Origin of the sequence: Natronolimnohabitans innermongolicus JCM 12255 (assembly GCF_000337215.1) — an archaeon.
In the GTDB taxonomy this organism is placed as follows: Archaea; Halobacteriota; Halobacteria; order Halobacteriales; family Natrialbaceae; genus Natronolimnohabitans; species Natronolimnohabitans innermongolicus.
Genome location: NZ_AOHZ01000048.1, coordinates 1 through 19,183, shown reverse-complemented (window position 1 = coordinate 19,183; position 19,183 = coordinate 1). Strand labels below are relative to the sequence as shown.

Sequence of the window (19,183 nt, the reverse complement as noted above, 5' to 3'; positions counted from 1 at the left end):
GAAAGGAACACCCAAGGACCGGGCGACCGTACGCGGCCGTATGGAAACGTCCTCCAGTTCCCCCGACGCCGACGCAGACGTCACTCGTGACGGCGCGCCGCTTCGCTCGATACTCGTCGCCGTGGGGCTGACGGTTTTCGGACTCTTCGTCCTTCCGAACTTCACGACGCTTCCGGCGTTCCTGCTCGATCCCGCGATGATCGAGGGACTCGAACAGGGCTCGCTCGAGGGGCGCTCGCTCGCGTTGGCCCTCAACTTCGTCGGGATGGCGCTGGCCGGCATCATCTACCTCCTGTGGACCGACCGCGGGTTGGGCTGGATCGACCTCCGCGTGCCGACGGCGACCGACTGGAAGTACCTGATCCTCGGGAGTATCGGAAGCATCGCGTTCCTGTACGCGATCAGCATCATCTTTACCCTCCTCGGCGTCACCGCCGCGGAGAGCAACGTCATGGACATCGTCGGCGAGGACCAGACGATGATCCTGATCATGATCGTCATCGTCTTCTTCTTCAACGCGCCGGCGGAGGAGTTCCTCTTCCGCAATATCATCCAGAAACGCCTCTACGAGGCGTTTTCGCGGATGCAAGCGATCGTCGTGACGAGCGTCATCTTCGCGGCCGTCCACTTCCCGATGTACATGTTCGCCGAGACGATGGTCGCGACGATGGCTTCGCTGACGGTCATGTTCGGCGGTTCGGTCATCTTCGGCTACGTCTACGCGAAGACCGACAACCTCCTGGTGCCGACGGCCGCCCACGCTGTGCTCAATGCCTTCCAGTTCGTGATGCTCTACATCGCCATCGAGTACGACATCGAACAGGGCGAACCCGCGCCGTCGCTGCTCGTCGACGCGCTTTCGGTCCTTCCGCTGTAATCGATCGAGTGTAATCGACTGCACCCGCCTCGCCGCCACGTCCGTCTCGCCCTCCTGCCATTTATTATCCCCCGCGGGCGAGAGAGGGGTATGTCTCAGGCGAAGGGCGACCGCCGCGAGCGGGAACTCGTCAACGAACTCGACGAGTCCGGCTTCGCGGTGATGCGCGCCCCCGCGAGCGGCTCTGCTACCGAACGCGAACTCCCCGACGTACTCGCCGGCGACGGCGAGCGCTTCTACGCGATCGAGGCGAAATCGAGTTCGGGCGACCCGATCTATCTCACCGGCGAGGAGGTCGAAGCGCTGATCTACTTCGCGCAGAACTTCGGCGCCAAACCCCGCATCGGCGTCCGATTCGACCGCGAGGACTGGTACTTCTTTCATCCCGGCGACCTCTACGTCACCGACGGCGGCAACTACCGCGTCAAAAAGGAGACCGCCATCGCCGACGGCACCGACTTCGCCGAGTTCGTCGGCGAGAGCGAGAAGGTCACCCTCGCGGAGGTCGCCGACGACGGCGACGACGGCCCCGACGAGGAGGTGCTCCGAATACTGAACGCCGTCAAACAGGACGTCATGGACGTCGAGGAAGCGGCGGAACTGCTCGAGTAGACCGTCGCGAACGTGGTCTCGCTCTCGACCGGAGGACCGTCGATCCGTTCGACGTTCACCCAGATGTTTTATGTTGGGTAGGTTGAATCTATCCGTATGGTGACGGAACCGAACCGAGTAACACCCGTCGCTCGCGCCGTCTCGACCGGGCTCTTTTGTTGCGTCGCGCTCGGCGTCGCCGCGGTCGTCTGGGTTGTGACGGCCGCGTCGTGGTGGCAGGCCGTCGGAAGCGGCTCCGCACCGGTCGCGGCGAGCGTCGTCGCACTCGCGACGGTGGCGGGTCTCGTGGCAATCGCCGCCCTCGCGGAGGGTGGGCCCACGTTCTCGATGGCCGGCTACCTCGCGGTGTTCGCCGTCGCCGCGACCGGTTTCGTCGGCGCCGTCTGGACGACGATAGTTCTCGTCGCCGCGGTCCCGCTCGGCGTTTCGACGGCGACGACCGCTGCGGGCGCGCTCTCGTTGCTGGCGACCGTCGGTCTCGTTGCGACTGCAGCGGTAACGATCGTTGTACTCGGCCGCTCGGCGGACTGGGCGTTGTGCCTTCGAATGGCCGTCGCCGTCCTGTTGCTCGTCCTCGTGACGATCGGCTTCCTCGGCGCCGTCTGGCTGTTCGTCGCCCTGCTATCCGCCCTGCTCGTCGGCCCGGTTACTGGCCTCTACGTCGCCGCCGGCGTAACGTTCGCCGTCGCGGCGCTGATCGCCTACCGGGAGTTCAATCAGGTTCGAGCTATCGAAAACAGCATCGACGCGACGCCGACGACGCCCGACGAGCTGCCGGGGATCCACGCCGCGACGACGAAAGTCGCCTCCCAGCTCGGCGTCCCGAAGCCGACGGTTGCCATCTCCGAAACGTACGCACCCGAAGCGATGGTCGTCGGCTTCCGTCCCAGCGAGATCCATCTTGTTCTCTCCTACGGCGCCGTTCGCGCGCTCTCCGAAGCGCAACTCGAGGCGGTTATCGCTCACGAACTCGCCCACGTCGCGAACCGTGATGCGATGGTGATGACGGCGGTCTCGACGCCGGTCGTGTTGGCCGACGGCCTCCGAGCGCGGGTCCGCCCGGAGAGCTTTCGGAATGACGCGTTCGAGGACGAGGAGTGGGAACGACCCGACGAGCCCGAGGCCGACGACGACTGGGGCAGCGAGGATATCTTCGGTCCGAACGACGAGTGGCGGATGGCGCCGCCCAGCGAGTCCGCGGACGACCGAAACGGAAGCGACGACGACGCCAATCTGATCGACTGGTTCGTGACGACGACGCTGTTCGTCATCGCCACGGTTACCTGGGTGAGCAGCCGTGCCATCGTCGCCGTCCTCTCGCGGTCTCGAGAGCTGAGTGCTGATCGGACGGCGGCCGAACTGACCGGCTCGCCGGCGGCACTCGCCGGCGCGTTGCGCACCCTCGACGACCGGATCGAGCGGACCCCGAATCAGGACCTGCGGGAGGCCGCCGGCGTCTCCTCGCTGTCGATCCTGCCCCTCGAGTCCGTGGCGGGCGAGACCGACGAGCCGTCACTGATCGACCGACTGCGACTTCGGTTGTTCCGAACGCATCCGCCGACCGAACGGCGGCTCGCGGTGCTCGAGGAACTCGAGCGAGAACTGGACTGAGCGGACGGGTTACGCGGTCTCCCGGAATTATCGTAGTCACTGAACGTCACGGCACGCCTGATCGCCCGACGGACGCGCGGCTCGGAACGAAGTGAGCGCCGCGCAACCGCAACCGGGGAGGGACGACCCGTGAGCTGTGCGAGCAGTGTGGAACTCGTTTCAGTTGGACGATACCGAAAACGACCTCTCATACGGATTGCTGTCCCGATGTCCCGGCGCAACCGCGATCCGGGCGGCGGTTGCGCCGAAACTGACGGACAGGAAACCGTATCAGTCGTCGGCCGCCGTCGGTTCCGCGAGCGTCTCCGGCTCGACCGGAACGCCCCTGACGATCGACTCGAACGCCTCGAGGGCGAACCGATCGCCGCTCGCGATTCCCCGGGCCGGCCGGTCCTCGAGGGTGGTTTCGACGAACCGGCGCGCGATCAGTGCGGGGCGGCCGTCGTCGTTCTCGAGTGCCACCTGTGCCTGCTCGAGCAACAGCGCGGCGGTGAAGACGTCGAAGACGTAGTGGGCGAGGCGCTTTGCCGTGAGCTGTGCGTATTCGCCGTCCTCGCCGGCCAGCGTTGCCAGCGCGCCGGCGAGGTCGTGGTACTCGGCGTCGACCGTTTCGGCGGCGTCGGCGAGTGCGGGATGAGTCGCGGACTCCAGAGCGCCCTCGATCGCCTCGAGCAGCGGTTCGTGGGCGTTCTCGCGCTCGAGCGCGCGGAGGACGTCCAGCGAGAGGACGTTCTCGGTACCCTCCCAGATGGGCAGCACCTGCGCGTCGCGGAGCAGTCGGTTGGTGACGAAATCGTTCACGTAGCCGTTGCCGCCGTGGACCTCCATGGCGTAGGAGGCGGTGTCGACGGCCATCCGGCCGGTTCGGAGCTTGGCGATCGGGACCAGGAGGCGCATGAGGCGGTAGGCGTCGTCGGCGCTCTCGATAGCGTGCGCCCCGGTCGCGTCGGCGCTCTCGCGTCCGGTCCGTTCGCGTCGCTCGCGAACGTCGAGCAGCCGCGCCGCCTCGAATGTAAACGCCGTCGCGGCCTCGTGGTCGACGACCATGTCGACCAGGTCCGCGCGCATCAGCGGGTACTGATCGATCGTGTCGCCGAAGGCCTCGCGGTTGGCGGCGTAGATCGTGCTCTCGAGGACCGCCCGGCCCATCAGCCCGCAGGCCGCCGCGGCGTTCGAGAGCCGTTCGAGGTTGAGCATCTCGGTCATTTGCTTGAACCCGTTCTCTTCCTCGCCGACGAGGTACGCTTTCGCGCCGGTGAACTCGACCTCGCCGGTCGGGACGGCGGTGGTGCCGAGTTTGTCCTTCAGCCGGCGGTACAGCTGGTCGTTGACCGCCTCGGGCTCGAGCGGGCCGTCCTCGATTCGGTCGCCTTTCGTGGTCGGGCCGTCGCCGTGGTCGGGGTCGGCGTGGGGGACCAGAAACATCGAGAGCCCCTGCGTGCCTTCGGGTGCGTCCTCGGTTCGGGCGAGCGCCAGGGTTCCCTCGGCGTCGATGTTCGAGCAGAACCACTTCTCGCCGTAGAGGCGCCAGCAGTCGACCGATTCGTCGTATTCGGCGCGGGTCTCGTTTGCCCCCACGTCGCTCCCGCCCTGTTTTTCGGTGAGAAACATCGCTCCCTCGATCAGGTCGTCGTACGTGCGACTCGTCAGGGCGTCGGCGTACTCTGTGAGGTCGCCGTCGTCGAACTTCTCCAGGACGAGCGCGGCGCCGGCGGTCATCGCCACCGGGCAGTCGAAGCCGACGTCGGCGTAGCTGAGCAGGTACTGCATCGAGAGCGTGTGCGAAAGCGGCATGGGCTCCTCGCGGCCCGGCGGCGCGCGAAACGAGTCGGCGACGATCCCCTGTTCGTAGGCCAATCGGTCGTTCTCGATTTGCTCGAGCGGGTAGCGAACGTGGTTCCACACCTCGCCGAGGTCGTCGTAGGTGTGGAGCTCCGGCCCGTGGTCGTCGACGTAGTCGGCGTTGTCCGCGATCGTCCGGCCGACGGTCTCGCCGAACGCGGCGAGGTGTGGCTCGGCCCACTCGTACTCCTCGTCGGTGTAGGTTCGCCGAAGGGCGCGCTCGAGCGGGTGATCCAGATCCCAGTAGTTGACGTGCCGTCCCTCCTCGAACTGTCCGTAGTCGACGCCCTCGCTCATACCCTGGTGGTTGTTGGCGCGGCTCATAAAACGGAGGTGAGTAAACCAGGAATGCGTTCCCGGACGTTTACGGACTCGAAGGGGACCCGCGTCGATGGGCGATCGTCCTCGCGCTTCCGGCCGTTGTTTCGCCGTGCATCGGCGTGCGCTGACGACCCCTCGCCTTCGCTCGGGCGACCGTCAGCGCGCGCCACCGCATAGTGGTCAGGAGTCGAACGGGTTGTCGGGGTACGGGACTTCGAGAGGGAGTGGCGTCGAACGCGAAGCGAAATTAGGTTGCCTTCTCGAGTCGCGTCCGCGGGAAGACGTACACCTTCAGCGAGTCGGGGATGACGCCGTTCGTGGCGACGGTTGCGTGGGGGTAGACGGCGCCGACGACGGGGACGTCGGGTTCGTAGCCCTCGTTGGTCGCGTAGTCGGCGACGGTGGTCTCGCGGTCGCTGATCGTGACCGCGTCGGCCCGCAGCTCCGAGACGTCGACGACCGTGAGCCGGTCGTCGGTCTCGCGGTCGACGACCGCATCGCCCGGATAGATCGTGTGCGCCTCGCAGTAGAACGGCTCGGCGGCGTCCTCGTCGACGAACGTCGTCTCGCCGCAGTCGTGGCAGGTGACCGAGAGTTTTCCCGGCGGCGGCGTCCGTCCGTGGGTAATCTCGATCGCGACCCGGCGGATGTGCTTGCAGCGAACGTCCCGGAAGACGTGGTCGGGGCAGGTACAGCGGCCGGCCTCGAGGTCGACGAGGTAGGTGTGGTCGCTCGCGGATTCAATCTCGTAGAGGCCGTCGCCCAGGGGAAGCACCGACATCGGCTCGGTGCGGGCGCGGCGCGAGCGCTCCTCGAGGTGGTCGCTCGTCGGTACTGGCAGGGGGGTTTTCGGTGACGCTGTTGTGTTCATGGGTGCGTCAGTGAGGGAAGCGATCGATCCGGAGGGGGATCGATCGGGTGTGCCGATCGAACACTCGACCGACACGAACGGTCGGATGCCTATTCGAGTCCCCTAGGCGCTCGACCGATATAACGCGCGTGCCGGCACACGCTGGCTTTCGTTTTAACAACCCCTCGAACGCACACCCCCTTCGGTTCGGGTGGAACTCCGCCGTCGAAACTCCTCGAGCGGCCGCCGGCGCGTCGGGCGAACGCGCCGTTGAACGCCGCCGCTCACGGTCGGCGTCCCCTTCGAAGCGCTTTTGGCCGGGCCGCCGAAACCGATCGTATAATGCTCGAGCGAGAGCGCATCATCGAAATCGTCGTCTCCGTCACTGCCGTCTTCATCATGCTCGGCGTCATGTGGAGCATCGGCACCGAGTACGCCGGCGACGACAGCATCCTCACCCCCGAAGGGGGCGAACTGCTCGTCGGGGCGATCGTCGGATTCATTTTCCTGTTGCTCGTCATCGGCGTCGCCCTCGCGTTTTTGCTGAACGATCCCGAGAACAACGCGGACAACGCGATCTGAATTTCGTCGCTGCGCTTTTGTATTCTCGATAATAACTCGAAATATGAACAGCGATAGCGCCGAATCGACGTCGGCGAGTGCGCAGTCGTCGGGAACACCGCTATCCTCGCGGTCGGCGATCGTCGTCGCCGTCGTCCTCGCCCTGCTCGGCTCGTCGTTACTGGCGCGAACGGCGGTCGTCGACCCTGTCATCAGCGTCGTCTTCGCCGTTGCCGGGGTCGGGTTCGGGACGGTCATCGTCCTCCGCCACCTGCGACGCCGCGGCCCTCGAGATGCGGCCGACCGCGACGCCAGCAACGACGGCGACGGCGACGACGCCGAGTCGGACGTCTGGAACGCGATTCCGTCGAACCAGTACGCGGGTCGCCACGTCGAGTCCGGCGGCCTCGCTCGAGGCGAACAGGAGCAGGCGCTGTCGGACGTTCAGGAACGAGCCGAAGAGATCGAACGGCGACGATAGTCCGGCGGTTGCGATCGTCGAGACGGTCGCCGTCGAGTCGTCAATCGCCGCTGGCCGACTGCTCGGCGTCGTCGCCCTCACCCTCGCCCTCTCGCCAGTCCTCGAGATCGTCGTCGTCGGCGTCGTCGATGCGCTCCTCGTAGTAGGCCATCGGGTGAGGAATGCGCTCACAGAGGTCGTCTTTGTTCACGCAGTCGCCGTAGGACTGCATCGTCGCACAGGAGGGCGTCGAGTACTCCGTCGGCGACGTATCGCCGCGGATGTGGTCGGTCTGGTAGCGAGTCATATCCTCACCGAACGTGGAGTTGACGCGGTAGAGGTCGACGATTTCGTCGGTGGACATCCCGATGTTCGCCAGGAAGGCGGTGATCGCAAAGCGCGAGTGGTGGGGCAGGTGTTCGCCCTTCTGGATGTCGTCGAGCAGCGCCTTCATACACGGCGGGAAGAGGTCGGGAACGACGGTGTCGATCTCGCGGGTGAGATCGAGTTCCGCGAGGACCTCCCGGACCTCGTCGGCCTCGTCCTCGAGGCTCGCCGCGATGACGTCGGGGACGTCGAAGGGGAGTCCGTCTTCGATCCGGCCGCGAACGGCTTCCCGCAGGAGCGAGCGCAGTTCGTCCTCGGTCACCGGCACGTCGCCGTCGGTTAGCGAGCGGTTCACGAGGCGCCACTCGTCGCCCCACTGGTCTTCGGCCAGGGGAAGGTAGGTGCCGACGCCGACGCGGTAGCCGTCGGCCGTCGCCTGGACGGCGTCGGTGAGGTCGAACTCGGTGAGGAGGGTCTCGAGGTCGAGGTCGGTCGACTGGACGCTTTTCAGTTCGGTCGTATCATCGAAATCGGCCGCGAACCGTTCGTAGGCGGTGGCGGCCTCGGCGCGGGCGTACCGCCGGACGAGGACGCGTTCGCCGATCATCGAGACGAGGACTCTGGCGACGGGGTAGGAGAGCAACTCGACGCGGGGCTCGCGCCGCGGTTCGCCCGTCTCGCCGTCCTCGACGGCCGTCACGACGCGCTCGCGGGCGCGGTCGACGACCGCACCGTCCTGCTCGACGACGGTGGCCAGATCGACGGCCTCCGTCGCCACGGCGTCGCGGGCGGCCTCGAGGAACGGATAGCGGGCGTGCAGTCGCTGCATCGGTAATGGGATGTTACTGCGCGGGGTTAAAGCCGCTGATTGTTCGACGTGGGGTGCGGGCCGGTAACGAACGATTGGCCGGGAAAGTGGCCTCGAGTGTACGGCGCTCGGCCTCGAATTCCCGACGCTCGCCGGCCCGCCGGTAAATCCGTCGGCGAGGATCGATTTCAAGGGCATCCGATACGTCAGTAGGCGTATGCCATGGGCCAGCAGCGACGGCGTGTCGATCTACTACGAGTACGAGGAAGGCGACGGAACGCCGGTCGTCTTCGTGCAGGGACTGGGCTACGGGCGCTGGATGTGGCGCTGGCAGCGCGAGGCCGTCCGCGACCGCTACGACGTGGTCGCTCCCGACAATCGCGGCACGGGCCGCTCCGAGGTCGGCCTCCCGCCGCTCGTCGGCCGCCTCCCCGGCAAACTCCGGACGCCGATCATCTTCAAACTGGCCGGCTACTCGATCGGCGGGCTGGCGGCCGACCTCGAGGCCGTCCTCGAGGACGCGGGTATCCGTGAGGCGCACCTCGTCGGCGCGAGCATGGGCGGTATGATCGCCCAGCGTTACGCCCTCGAGTACACTCGCGCGAAGACGCTGACGCTTTGCTGTACGAGCCACGGCGGTCCGGACGCCGTTCCGGTCCCCGACGAGACGCAGGCGCACATCTTCGATACGCCGAGCGGCGCGAGCGAGCGAGAGACGCTGCGCCACCGGATGCGACCGGCGTTCACCGAGCGCTTTACGAACCGGAATCCGCACCTGATGGATCGAATCCTCGAGTGGCGACTCGAGCAGGACGCCGACGACCCGGCCCGCGAGGCCCAGGCCGCGGCCGTCCTCGGGTTCGACGTCAGCGACCGCCTCGACGGCATCCGCGTCCCGACGCTGGTCCTCCACGGCACCGAAGACCGCGTGGTTCCGTTCGAGAACGGACTGTTGCTCGAGGAGGCGATTCCGAACGCTCGACTCGAGCGCGTCGAGGGCGGGTCGCACCTGTTTTTCATCGAGAACGCCGAGCGAGTGAACGAGGAGCTACTGGCGTTTCTCGAGGCCAACGAGTGAGCGGCCGTCTCGAGGAGGCGACTCCGCGGCCGGAATCAGGCGTTTGCAGGCGCCGTCCCGTCGTGGATCTCGACGCGACCGTCGCTTCGGACGCCGACGTCGTACCCTTCGTAGGAAAACCACAGTTCGTGTGTCCCGGTATCCTCGACCCGGTGGGTGTGGCGGACTAACGCGTCGAGTGCGTCGGGATCGACGGCCTCGTAAAGCGGTTCGAGCTCGAGCGGGCCCACTCCCGACAGGGATGCGACGGCCGTCACGACGGTCACACTGGCCGGTTCGCCGGTGTCCGGATCGAACGTCGCGAGAAAGCTCTCGTCGTCGGCTGTCATCGTCTCTGTGGTGTCGTCTGTGGAGGGCATACTACCGACTACTGTGAGCTGACTGGTAGGTCGTCACCTTCCTATATACTTTCTTTAAATAATGATACGAATGTGTCCTGCAAACGACATTCGATCGAAAGCGGTGACTCGGCGAAATGAACGATCGGGTGTGGAGTCGGAAGGGAGTAGGGTCGGAGAGAAGGGGGTAATCGGCGGGCGGTCATCGGTGAGTTGGTGAAGCGAGTACCCGCCCGATCCGGACTCGATCAGTCGCTCTGAATACGCGGGGCGAGCATGTAGGTGACCTGTCCCTGCCCTTCCGCGAAGCCGAAGTAGATCTTGACCGGGAACTCCTCGCCGAGGTGGAGGGTGACCTCGGTGTCCGAGGGGATCGCCTTGTTCATGTCTTTGAGGTAATCGAGCGAGAACAGCGAGTGTGCCGGGCCGACCTGCAGGTCGATCAGATCCCCCTGGGTGAGCTCGAGGTGGACGTCGTCGGTGTCGCCCTCCGCGTCGACGTAGAAGAACTCTTCGCCCTCGTCGACGCCGAGTGCGATGTGGTCGGAGACCATGTCGGCGGCTTTCACCGAGCGGTTGACGTCTTTCCCTTCGAGGATGACCTCCGCGGGCAGGTCCAGATCCGGAATGTCCGGCTCCTGACGGATGGAGTCGGGATCGATCAGCGCGAGCGTGTACTCGAGCCCTTCGATCTGAATGTGGAGTTTGCGAGTCTCTTCGTCGAGTTCGAGCTGGATGAGCTGGCCGGACTCGGCCATGCCAGCGATGTCCTCGAGCCGCGAGAGGTCGACGCCGATCAGCCCGCCGTCGGCGTCGTAGGATTCGAACGCCGAGGCATCGAGCGAGAGGTCGACCATGCCGACGTTGGCGGGATCGACGGCCCGGATCTCGAGGCCGTCCTCCTCGAGGTGAATCTTACACTCGTCGACCAGCACGCTCACCGAATCGAGCGCGCTGGTGAGCGTTTCCGCGCTCACGATGGCCTTGAACATATAGGACGGCCTACGGACGGTTGCCATAAAAAGGCACCCTTTACGCGCGGGCGATCAGGTAGCGGTATCTCGATTTTGTGGGTCCCGCGAACAGTCCGCGAACGCTGTCGACGGTTTCGTATCTGCTCGACAATGTCGAGTTCCGCGGTCAGTACTCGTTGCGTAACTGAATTGCGTTTTCTGTAACTGTGCTGATCGCGTCGTTTCGAAGCGGGTACTTGCTCTGGGCGTCGCTCCCCCAGCCGAGACGGGTCTTGAGCTCGCCGGCGAGTTGCTCCTGATCGGGGTCGACGTAGGCGGTGTCCTCGTCGGTATCGACATCGACGACGACGCCGATCTCGTTGCCGTCGCTGTCGATCACGCGCTTGCCGGCCTCGTCAATCGTGATCTCTTGGCCCATGGTCCTCGCTCCAGCGCTGGATCGGAAAACGACTGTCCCAGCGCTCGCAACCGTCGTCGTTCCGGATCGCTCGAGTCGGGCGAGTCTCGGTGCGAACGCGTTCCACGCTGGGAAACGCAAGGCAACAACCGTTTGCCGCGCGGACGAAAGACGCCCTATGGGCGACTCAAACGGCGCTGACACCGACGTCGAGTCAACCGGCTGGCGGTTCGAAAGCGAGTTCGCCGACGCCCTCGAGGGCGTCCCGGTCGACCAGTACGACCCCGAGCGGTTCGTCGGCGGCGTCGGGCCGCTCTCGGCCGACGCGATGCTCGTCGGCGAGGCGCCAGGAAAACAGGAGGTAACCCAGGGTGAGCCGTTCGTCGGGCAGGCCGGCCAGCAGCTCGATCGTGCGCTTGAGTCCATCGGTCACGACCGGCGGGACCTCTACGTTACCAACCTCGTGAAGGTGCGCCCGCCCGAGAACCGCGACCCTCGAGTCGCCGAGATCGAAGCCTGGTGGCCCGTCTTCGAGGCCGAGATCGAGTGCGTCGACCCCTCGGTGATCGTTCCGATGGGGAGCTTCGCGACCGGCGAGTTGCTCGAGACCGACGAGACGATCACGGACGTTCGTGGTGAGTCGTTCGAGTGCGAGGTGCTACGCACCTCGAGTTCCTCGAACTCCTCGAGCGGGGCGGGAACCGACCCGCGAGCGCAGACGGTACGGACCGTCAGGCCGGCGTTCCATCCCGCCGCCGCGCTGTACGACCGCAGCAAGGTCGACGCCATCGAGTCGGATCTGCGGGCCGCGCTCGAGGAGGCCTGAGTTGTCTTTCGCGTGGGGCGCTGTCTCTCTCGTTACCTAAGTCGGTTAGTGTCTCGAGTCTTCGAGGAGACGGATCGCTATGCGCTTCATGAGAACAGACCGCGACGCTACTACCGTGGCAACAGGGAATCGCCACGCCCTCCCCAGCCGATTCGGTCGCTCGCGCTCACGAAGACCACCGTGCGTTCGAGCGCCAGTTCGCCGATGGCTCACTGGCGTCAGCACGCGCCACCGCGACCGCGTTCCAGTGTAAGTACGTAATACCGCGACCGTGTTCCAGTTCAGTACGTGACACTACGATCGCGATCCAGTTCCGTGAACGCGCGAGTCGAGTCAGTCGCCGGCCGCCGAACCGACTTCCGCCTCCGGTTCGACGTCCGCGACGCGTTCTTGCAGAATCTCGGCGATCCGGCGGCTCGCCTCCCCGTCGCCGTAGGGATTCGGCGTGTCGTCGGGCCACTCCTCGCGCTCGAGGGCGTCGCGGATCGCGTCGGTGTCGGTGCCGACGAGTTCGTTCCAGTCGGCCTCGACGGTCTCGACCCACTCGGTTTCCTCGCGCAGGGTCACGCAGGGTGTCTCGAGGAAGAACGCTTCCTTCTGGACGCCGCCGGAGTCGGTGACGATGCGCTCGGCGGCGTCCATCAGCCGGACGAAATCGAGGTAGCCGAGCGGCTCGACGAGTTCGAAGACCTCGTCGGCCCGCTCGCGGAGGTCGTACTCCTCGAGTCGGTCGACGGTTCGCGGATGGGCCGGGAAGACGATCGGTTCGGAAACGTCCTCGAGGGCGTCGAGGATCGCCTCGAGATTCTCCGGGTCATCGGTGTTCGACTGGCGGTGGACCGTCGCCAGGACGAACTCGTCCTCGCTGACCCCGAGGTCGTCGAGGACGCTCGAGCTGTCGGCGACCCGTTCGCGGACGGCGAGCACGCTGTCGTACATCACGTCGCCGGTCAGGTAGACGCCGTCGGTGATCCCCTCGTCGGCGAGCGTTTCGACCGCACTCTCGCTCGGCGCGAAACAGCAGTCGGAGGCGTGGTCGGTCAGCACGCGGTTGATCTCCTCGGGCATGTCTCGGTTGTAGCTGCGCAGGCCGGCCTCGACGTGGGCGACGGCCATATCGCACTTCGAGCCGACGATGGCGCCCGCGAGCGTCGAGTTGGTGTCGCCGTAGAGCAACATGACGTCTGGGTCTTCCTCCTCGACGACGGGTTCGATTTCGGCGATCATCTTCGCCGTCTGGCGCCCGTGAGGCCCCGACTGGACGCCGAGGTTGTAGTCGGGCTCCGGAATACCCAGTTCGTCGAAGAAAACGTCGGACATCTCCTCGTCGTAGTGCTGTCCGGTGTGGACCAGCACCTCCTCGCCGACCTCGCGGAGCTCCCGGGAGACGACGGCGGCCTTGATGAACTGCGGGCGCGCGCCGACGATCGTACAGACTCGCATCTAGCTCACCCCCGCGGCTTCGGCGGTCTGTCGCTCGCGCTGGGGGCTCCCGTAGGCGACCGCGACGTCGAAGAGCAACTCGGTCACGTTGTCGGCGTCGGCGATGTAGGCGTCGCGGCGCCGTTCCCAGCGGTCGACGGCGTTCTCGTCGGCTAGCAGCGCCTGGGACTGTCCGAGCACCTCCTCGAACGAGGAGAGGTTCGTTACGAGCCCGTGGTCCTCGAGTTCGATGAAGTTGCCCATGTCCTCCTCGCCGACGAAAGAGTTCGAGCGAATCGCGGGGGTGCCAAGCAGGGCGGCCTCGGTGACCATCGTCTGTGTGTCCGCCACCAGCAGGTCCGCCTCGGCCAGCGCGTCGTGCATCTTCGCGGGGTGGAGATCGAACGGCCGCGCGGGGAGATCGTCGAAGTCGAGCTCGCCGCTCTCGTCGGAGACGAAGACGGTGCCGTGGTCTGCGAGTTCCGAGAGCAGCGTCCGTCGCTGCTCGAGGGAGAAGCCCTTCTTGCCGACGTCGTGGTGACCGTTGAAGGCGTTGAAGCGAACGAGCGCGTAGGATTCGTTCGGTCCGACGCCCAGATCGTCGCGGATCGACGGGTCGGGCTCGAAGACGTCCGGGTGGAGGTAGGCCGTCTCGGTGACGCCGGCGAACTGGTAGTGTTTGTCGCCGAGGTCCTTCCGGAACGCCGTCGGCGTCAGGATCGCGCGGACGAACGGCCGAGCGACGACGTGGTCCATCGACGTTTCGGAGTCGAGGACGGCGATCGTCGGCGTTCGCGTCACCGTCCCGGCGACCGCGGCGTAGGGCCCTTTCCCGAAGACGACGTCGGGATCGAACTGCCGCGCGCGGCGAACGATCGTCGAGACGTGCGACGGCAGTTCCCAGGCCAGCGAGTGCAGTGACTCGCTGCGTTTGCCGTAGATTTCGTAGGGGAGATCGGCGTCGGCGAGGAGCGCTTCCGTCACCTCGTCGTCTCGTGCCAGAACGAGCACGTCGTGACCGTCCTCCTCGAGGCGGTGCACGACGTGTTTGTACATATGGACGTGTGCTGGTGTGTTATTGAATATCAGACACTTCATGAGGGTCACCGTTTCGGACGGTTATACTCCACTCGGAGCGCCACATCGTTATTCGTCGGATACGGAATCGACGGCGGCAGTATGTCCCCAATAACGGCTCGTTAGGCCCCATAACGCCGATATAGTGACGATCTGGAAAATCGAAGGTAACTGCCCCATTCTCCGCCCCGCGAGCACTTGCAGGCACGGACGGCTTGTCCGGGACGACTCGAGGCATCGACATGAGCCCGACGTTCACCGACGACGATATCGGGAAATCGCTCGAGAGCGCCGACGGCGACCGACTCGGCGTCGTCGTCGATATCGACCGCGAGACCGCCTACGTCGAACCGACTCCCGACGCGGCCGATGCGACGCGGGCCGTCCTCGACTGGGACGAGAGCGCGACGGAAGCCGTCCCGGTGACCGACGACGCCGTGACCGAGATCGGCGACGACGCGATTCGCCTCGAGGGCGCGTTCGACGCCGAGAGCGTCACCGCGGGGTCGACGGGCGACCGGTCCGCCGTCGACGAAGACCAGCGTGAAACCGTCGGCGGTGATGACGACGACGTCCAACGCGCGGCCGGCGAACCCGTCGCCTCGAACCCCACCGAGACCGCGGTCGACGCCGACGCATCGCGAGACGAGCCCGGAACCGGCGGCCTCGAGGACGCCGAGCCGCTGATGGAAGACAGCGGCTACTACGATACCGGGGAGGGTGACGCGCGCGTCGATCCGGCCGACGGGATGAAACCGCCGGAATCGGAGTCCGACTCCGACTCCACACCCGGCTCGGAAACGGACGCGGAGTCGGACGCCGGCCTCGAGGAGTCGGTCGACGCTCAGGAGTCGACGGATCGGGCTGACGTCGACGTCGATCCCGCGGACGTGACCGACGGCGATCCCGAAGCCGAGATCGGTTCGGAAGCGGACGTGGGACGTCGAGACGGTCCAGAGTAGTCCGTTCGACCGGCGAAGTGCGGTCGGTTCCCGACGTTTTTGCGAGTCGTCGTTCTCGTCGGCACTCGGAACCGGCCGAGGACGCGGATCGACCGCTTTTCATACTGTCGGACAGCAGTCAGTGAGCAGTCAGTCGCGAATTCGCGGTCGTCGCCTTCGGAGACGACCGCAGTAGGGCGACCGATCTTCAACTCATTCCGTCCGGCAGTATCAGTTCCTGATCGTCAGGATCCCGTCGTTGACCGTGACCTCGCTGGCGTCGGCCGGCACGCCGAACTCGAACTGCTGGTCGCCGACCACGACGATCGCCGTCTCGTCGACCACGTCGAGCGAGGGTTTCTCGCCGGTCCGCCCGAAGTCGACCGCGATCTCCTGTTCGTCGCCGTAGTCACGCGTCGTAATCGAAACGTCGTCGCTATCGCCCGCCGCCGCCTCGAGTTCGGGTGGTGTCTCCATGGTCGGCGAGTGGCGACCGCCGATAGTAAACGGCATGCAGGAAACTGCTACCTCGACCGCGAGCGCACCGCGGAACCGCGTCTCGTCACACTGATCCGTCCGAAGCTACTATAGAGCGCTCGAGACAACCGATTATGGCCCGAAAAGACGACTACTACAACTACTCCTCCCGGCCTGTTTGACCTACTAACTCGTCGCCGTCCGCACCCGGCCTCGAACGGTTCATTCAGTCGCTGGTAGCGGCTGAGACTCAATGGCGGGCGTCAAATGGATCGGAACCTGATGGCGTAGATGGCGACGAACGGCGTCGTCGAACGATATATTTTGGGTGAAAGAAGAAATATGTGTGTTGGGCCCGTTGGGAGGAGTATGACGGACGACGACCCACGCGACGGCCCGCCCCCGTTCGATAGACCGTTCTCAGACGAGGACACGAAGCAGCGCGTGTACGGGGCAGTGCTGCACGCCCGAGAGCCGATGACGGCCGCCGAGATCGCCGACCGGGCGGACTGTTCGGCGGAGTCGGCGCGGACACACCTGTCCTTCTACGCCGACCTTGGAATCGTCATTCGGCACGAGGGCCGGCCAGTCAGGTACGAGCGCAACGACGACTACTTCGAGTGGCGGCGGGTGAACGAACTGGCGCGGGAGAACACCGTCGACGAGTTACAGGCCCGCGTATCGGAGCTGACCGACCGGATCGAGGAGTATCGCGACGAGTACGACGCCGACTCGCCCGCTGAAGTCGATGTCCTCGAGTTCGACGCGGAGCGCGTCGACGACGTGTACGTGGAACTCAGTGATTGGGCCACCGTCATCGAAGAGCGTCGCCTTCACGAACGCGCTCGGAGGAAAGCCGCTGGCTCGACGGCTCCGTCGCACAGCTGACATGGTGCCGGCGAACGACGGTGCGAGCCCCGCGCCGATAGATCGGTCAGTGTTGGAGCGGATGCAGTCCCGATTTGTCGGGCGCCGCATGTTCGAGTCGGCGGAGATCGTCGAGGAGGGAAAACTCCACCTCCGCGTCGAAGTGTCCGGGGCCTACTACCCAACTGAGGTGTCCGCTCGCTTCGAGATTCGCTGGTATCGAAACGACGACTTCAACGTCCATTATCGAGAGGAACGACGGGACAGTGCGTGGACGTGTCGATGGGATCGGCATCCGAACGCGCACAATTCGCGGGATCACTTCCATCCGCCGCCGGCCGCTGGTCGCACCGACGCGGTGGACGCCCAGTGGCCGAACGATCACCGCGACGTGACCCGCCTCGTCCTCGATCGTATCGAGGAGCGCATCGAGACGCTGTGGGAACGACAGTAGGCGGAGGCGTCACCGGCGACGATCAAGGCGATGGGAGACGGTTCCGATTCTTCGTCAGTTCTGAAGTACGCTACTCCGGGCGAGGTACCGGGGAGAGGATACGGTCTGGGGAAGCGACTCCGATTCCAGTCTGTGGCGAAACTGGGATCGGGTACCGTTCGACGACTTCCTCCTCGCCCCGACTGCGACCGACGTGACCCCGCTTTCGGGACAACGCCACCGAACCCGCGATGATCACCGGCTGCCGTCGAGTTCGCAGCGAGATGCGGGCCTCCAGCGCGGCTGGCATCGCATCCGATGTGCATTTCCGGATCGCCCACTTCACGACGAGTATGAACGCGGATTCACGGATCCTCGTCACCACGCCACGAACCTCGGTGAGGTATTCATGACACGAAAAGACGACTACTACAACAGGGCGAAACAGGAAGGCTACCGCTCGCGGGCGGCCTACAAACTCAAACAGTTAGACGACCTCGAGAACGTCATCAACGGCGGCGACACGGTCGTCGACCTCGGTGCGGCCCCCGGCGGCTGGCTGCAGGTCGCCGCCGAGAAGGTCGGCCCCCGCGGAAACGTGATCGGCGTCGACCTTCAGCGAATCAAGGACCTCGAGGGGACGATCGACGAGCGCGTCGAGACGATCCGCGGCGACATGACCGAGGACCGAACGCGCGAGCGGGTCATCGACGCCGCCGGCGGCGAGGTCGACGCCGTCGTCTCGGACATGGCGCCCAACATGTCCGGCGAGTACTCGCTCGACCAGGCTCGATCGTTATATCTCGCGCGTCAGGCCTTCGAAACCGCGCTCGAACTCCTCGATACCGGCGGTAACTTCGTCGTCAAGGTCTTCGAGGGTCCCGACGTCGACGACCTCCGGGCCGACCTCGATGACGAGTTCCAGTACGTTCGCGCGACGGCGCCGAAAGCCAGCCGCGACGAGTCCTCCGAGATCTATCTCATCGGCAAGGGACGACTCACCGCGCCCGTTCGACCGGGCGACGAACTCGAGGTCGAGATCGTCGACGTCGGCAGCGAAGGGGACGGCATCGCGTCGATCGAGGGCTACCGGCTGTTCGTGCCGTCGACCGAGGAGGGCGACGTCGTGACCGTCCGCGTCAACGACGTCAAGCCGAACTTCGGCTTCGCGGAGCCGGTCGATCGGGACTGAGACGAGTCCGTCAGCGCTCGGTCTCGAGTTCGTAACTGATCTCGAGGCGCGAGATCGACTCCTCGGCGGTCGCGACGTAGAGCGCTTCGATCGCGTCGAAAACGTCGTCCGGGAGTTCGGTCTCGCGTTCCTGGCGCGTCTGCTCGAGTGCGAGTTGGTCGTACAGGTGACCGATCGCTTCGTGCAGCGCGCGCTGTGTCGTCGCCGGCGGTAACTCGATTGTTTGCGTTTCCGTCCCGTCCCACTGTTTCGCAGCCGGTGGTTCCATCATCTATTATAGGGTGGTACCACCATATAATCCCTTTCCCGCGCGGTAAGTTCTAGCTCTTCTCGTCGGTCTCGAGTCTGTCGTGGCGCTCGTCGATCTCGTCTAAGATATCGAGCGTTTTCCGGATCGAGGCCCGGATCGCGTCGCTGCGGTTGACGAACTTTCCGTCGTCGCCGACGTGATCGTCCAGATCCTCGAGGAGCTCCTGTGGAATTTCGACGCTGATCTTTGGCATCAGTCTACGTGAGCGTTCGAAGCGCGCTGCCTTAATTGGTGTCGACGACGGACGCCTCGAGTTTCGGGCTCACTCGGCGACGGCGCTCTCGGGTTCGGGATCGGGATCGCTCCTGCCGCCACCGCCGCCACCGCCGCCGAACAGCCGTCCGCCGGCGGTGAGTACGTAGAGGACGCCGAGGCCGAGTACGTACGTGAGCGCGATCGGCGTCGCCAGCAGTAACATCGTCAGGATTCCCTTCGGGCTGGCGAAGGCGGCGACGGCGAAGATGCCGACCACGACGGGCCGCCAGCGCTCCAGCATCGTCCGATAGTTGACGATGCCGCCGATGTGGAACAGCGCCATCGTGACGACGATGTTAAAGAGGAAGCCCTGTCTCTTATACACAT

At 65.4% G+C, this 19,183-nt stretch carries 23 protein-coding genes; 11 read left to right on the top strand and 12 right to left on the bottom strand.

The annotated features are described in order from the left end of the window. Nucleotides 1-40: 40 nt before the first annotated feature. The 3 genes from C493_RS10800 (at nucleotide 41) to C493_RS10790 (ending at nucleotide 3,100) form a co-directional block, all read left to right on the top strand. Entirely contained in the window at nucleotides 41-877 is an 837-nt protein-coding gene (locus C493_RS10800) for a CPBP family intramembrane glutamic endopeptidase (RefSeq protein ID WP_007259468.1), read from the top strand. A 90-nt stretch (nucleotides 878-967) separates the two neighbouring features. Continuing rightward, on the top strand, nucleotides 968-1,489 hold the full coding sequence (gene hjc / locus C493_RS10795) for a Holliday junction resolvase Hjc (RefSeq protein ID WP_007259467.1): 522 nt from the start codon (nucleotides 968-970) through the stop codon (nucleotides 1,487-1,489). Between the two features lie 96 nt (nucleotides 1,490-1,585). After that, nucleotides 1,586-3,100, top strand: coding sequence for a M48 family metalloprotease (locus C493_RS10790; RefSeq protein ID WP_007259466.1), 1,515 nt, complete (start codon nucleotides 1,586-1,588; stop codon nucleotides 3,098-3,100). Nucleotides 3,101-3,370: 270 nt separating this feature from the next. On the opposite strand, the gene C493_RS10785 is transcribed toward C493_RS10790, so the two are convergent. Together C493_RS10785 and C493_RS10780 are read right to left on the bottom strand one after the other, a co-directional pair. Continuing rightward, the gene (locus C493_RS10785) at nucleotides 3,371-5,239 is read right to left on the bottom strand and encodes an acyl-CoA dehydrogenase family protein (protein ID WP_049889302.1); all 1,869 of its coding nucleotides are present in this window, start codon (nucleotides 5,237-5,239) and stop codon (nucleotides 3,371-3,373) included. A gap of 271 nt (nucleotides 5,240-5,510) precedes the next feature. Next, a complete protein-coding gene (locus C493_RS10780; protein ID WP_083912403.1) occupies nucleotides 5,511-6,134 on the bottom strand; it encodes an SWIM zinc finger family protein in 624 nt (207 codons plus the stop codon). A 321-nt stretch (nucleotides 6,135-6,455) separates the two neighbouring features. Here C493_RS10780 and C493_RS10775 point away from each other — a divergent pair, with 321 nt between their 5' ends. Next, nucleotides 6,456-6,695, top strand: a complete 240-nt coding sequence (locus C493_RS10775; protein WP_007259463.1) for a DUF7472 family protein — start codon at nucleotides 6,456-6,458, stop codon at nucleotides 6,693-6,695. A gap of 43 nt (nucleotides 6,696-6,738) precedes the next feature. After that, on the top strand, nucleotides 6,739-7,155 hold the full coding sequence (locus C493_RS10770) for a hypothetical protein (protein ID WP_007259462.1): 417 nt from the start codon (nucleotides 6,739-6,741) through the stop codon (nucleotides 7,153-7,155). 40 nt (nucleotides 7,156-7,195) lie between these two features. Here C493_RS10770 and priL read toward each other — a convergent pair whose 3' ends face one another. Then, entirely contained in the window at nucleotides 7,196-8,290 is a 1,095-nt protein-coding gene (priL, locus tag C493_RS10765; RefSeq protein ID WP_007259461.1) for a DNA primase regulatory subunit PriL, read from the bottom strand. A gap of 196 nt (nucleotides 8,291-8,486) precedes the next feature. Between priL and C493_RS10760 the strand changes: the two genes are divergently transcribed. Continuing rightward, the gene (locus C493_RS10760; RefSeq protein WP_007259460.1) at nucleotides 8,487-9,347 is read left to right on the top strand and encodes an alpha/beta fold hydrolase; all 861 of its coding nucleotides are present in this window, start codon (nucleotides 8,487-8,489) and stop codon (nucleotides 9,345-9,347) included. A 35-nt stretch (nucleotides 9,348-9,382) separates the two neighbouring features. Here C493_RS10760 and C493_RS10755 read toward each other — a convergent pair whose 3' ends face one another. From C493_RS10755 to C493_RS10745, 3 genes are all read right to left on the bottom strand, one after another. Continuing rightward, nucleotides 9,383-9,706, bottom strand: coding sequence for a HalOD1 output domain-containing protein (locus C493_RS10755; RefSeq protein ID WP_049889298.1), 324 nt, complete (start codon nucleotides 9,704-9,706; stop codon nucleotides 9,383-9,385). Nucleotides 9,707-9,933: 227 nt separating this feature from the next. Next, nucleotides 9,934-10,677, bottom strand: coding sequence for a DNA polymerase sliding clamp (locus C493_RS10750; RefSeq protein WP_007259458.1), 744 nt, complete (start codon nucleotides 10,675-10,677; stop codon nucleotides 9,934-9,936). Nucleotides 10,678-10,825: 148 nt separating this feature from the next. Beyond that, nucleotides 10,826-11,077 (bottom strand): hypothetical protein, encoded by a 252-nt coding sequence (locus C493_RS10745; RefSeq protein ID WP_007259457.1) that lies wholly within the window; start codon nucleotides 11,075-11,077, stop codon nucleotides 10,826-10,828. A 157-nt stretch (nucleotides 11,078-11,234) separates the two neighbouring features. Between C493_RS10745 and C493_RS10740 the strand changes: the two genes are divergently transcribed. Further along, nucleotides 11,235-11,882, top strand: coding sequence for a uracil-DNA glycosylase (locus C493_RS10740; RefSeq protein WP_007259456.1), 648 nt, complete (start codon nucleotides 11,235-11,237; stop codon nucleotides 11,880-11,882). 333 nt (nucleotides 11,883-12,215) lie between these two features. Here the strand turns inward: C493_RS10740 and wecB are convergent, their stop codons facing one another. Together wecB and C493_RS10730 are read right to left on the bottom strand one after the other, a co-directional pair. Continuing rightward, a complete protein-coding gene (gene wecB, locus C493_RS10735) occupies nucleotides 12,216-13,325 on the bottom strand; it encodes a non-hydrolyzing UDP-N-acetylglucosamine 2-epimerase (protein ID WP_007259455.1) in 1,110 nt (369 codons plus the stop codon). Continuing rightward, nucleotides 13,326-14,402 carry a DUF354 domain-containing protein gene (locus C493_RS10730; protein WP_049889297.1) on the bottom strand — a complete coding sequence of 359 codons (1,077 nt, stop codon included), beginning with the start codon at nucleotides 14,400-14,402 and terminating at the stop codon, nucleotides 13,326-13,328. A gap of 221 nt (nucleotides 14,403-14,623) precedes the next feature. Between C493_RS10730 and C493_RS10725 the strand changes: the two genes are divergently transcribed. Beyond that, nucleotides 14,624-15,343 carry a hypothetical protein gene (locus tag C493_RS10725; RefSeq protein ID WP_007259453.1) on the top strand — a complete coding sequence of 240 codons (720 nt, stop codon included), beginning with the start codon at nucleotides 14,624-14,626 and terminating at the stop codon, nucleotides 15,341-15,343. 210 nt (nucleotides 15,344-15,553) lie between these two features. On the opposite strand, the gene C493_RS10720 is transcribed toward C493_RS10725, so the two are convergent. Then, on the bottom strand, nucleotides 15,554-15,799 hold the full coding sequence (locus C493_RS10720) for a hypothetical protein (protein WP_049889300.1): 246 nt from the start codon (nucleotides 15,797-15,799) through the stop codon (nucleotides 15,554-15,556). Nucleotides 15,800-16,168: 369 nt separating this feature from the next. Between C493_RS10720 and C493_RS10715 the strand changes: the two genes are divergently transcribed. The 3 genes from C493_RS10715 (at nucleotide 16,169) to C493_RS10705 (ending at nucleotide 18,291) form a co-directional block, all read left to right on the top strand. Next, nucleotides 16,169-16,687, top strand: coding sequence for a DUF7342 family protein (locus C493_RS10715; protein WP_007259451.1), 519 nt, complete (start codon nucleotides 16,169-16,171; stop codon nucleotides 16,685-16,687). Between the two features lie 88 nt (nucleotides 16,688-16,775). Further along, the gene (locus C493_RS10710; RefSeq protein ID WP_007259450.1) at nucleotides 16,776-17,120 is read left to right on the top strand and encodes a hypothetical protein; all 345 of its coding nucleotides are present in this window, start codon (nucleotides 16,776-16,778) and stop codon (nucleotides 17,118-17,120) included. 388 nt (nucleotides 17,121-17,508) lie between these two features. After that, nucleotides 17,509-18,291, top strand: a complete 783-nt coding sequence (locus tag C493_RS10705) for a 23S rRNA (uridine(2552)-2'-O)-methyltransferase (protein WP_007259449.1) — start codon at nucleotides 17,509-17,511, stop codon at nucleotides 18,289-18,291. A gap of 10 nt (nucleotides 18,292-18,301) precedes the next feature. Here the strand turns inward: C493_RS10705 and C493_RS10700 are convergent, their stop codons facing one another. The 3 genes from C493_RS10700 to C493_RS10690 form a co-directional block, all read right to left on the bottom strand. Continuing rightward, a complete protein-coding gene (locus tag C493_RS10700; RefSeq protein ID WP_338042053.1) occupies nucleotides 18,302-18,562 on the bottom strand; it encodes a hypothetical protein in 261 nt (86 codons plus the stop codon). 49 nt (nucleotides 18,563-18,611) lie between these two features. After that, complete coding sequence (locus C493_RS10695) at nucleotides 18,612-18,794, bottom strand: ribbon-helix-helix domain-containing protein (RefSeq protein ID WP_007259447.1); 183 nt, start codon at nucleotides 18,792-18,794, stop codon at nucleotides 18,612-18,614. A gap of 69 nt (nucleotides 18,795-18,863) precedes the next feature. Beyond that, the coding region (locus tag C493_RS10690; RefSeq protein WP_152421143.1) for a twin-arginine translocase subunit TatC at nucleotides 18,864-19,183 on the bottom strand (320 nt) is incomplete at its 5' end.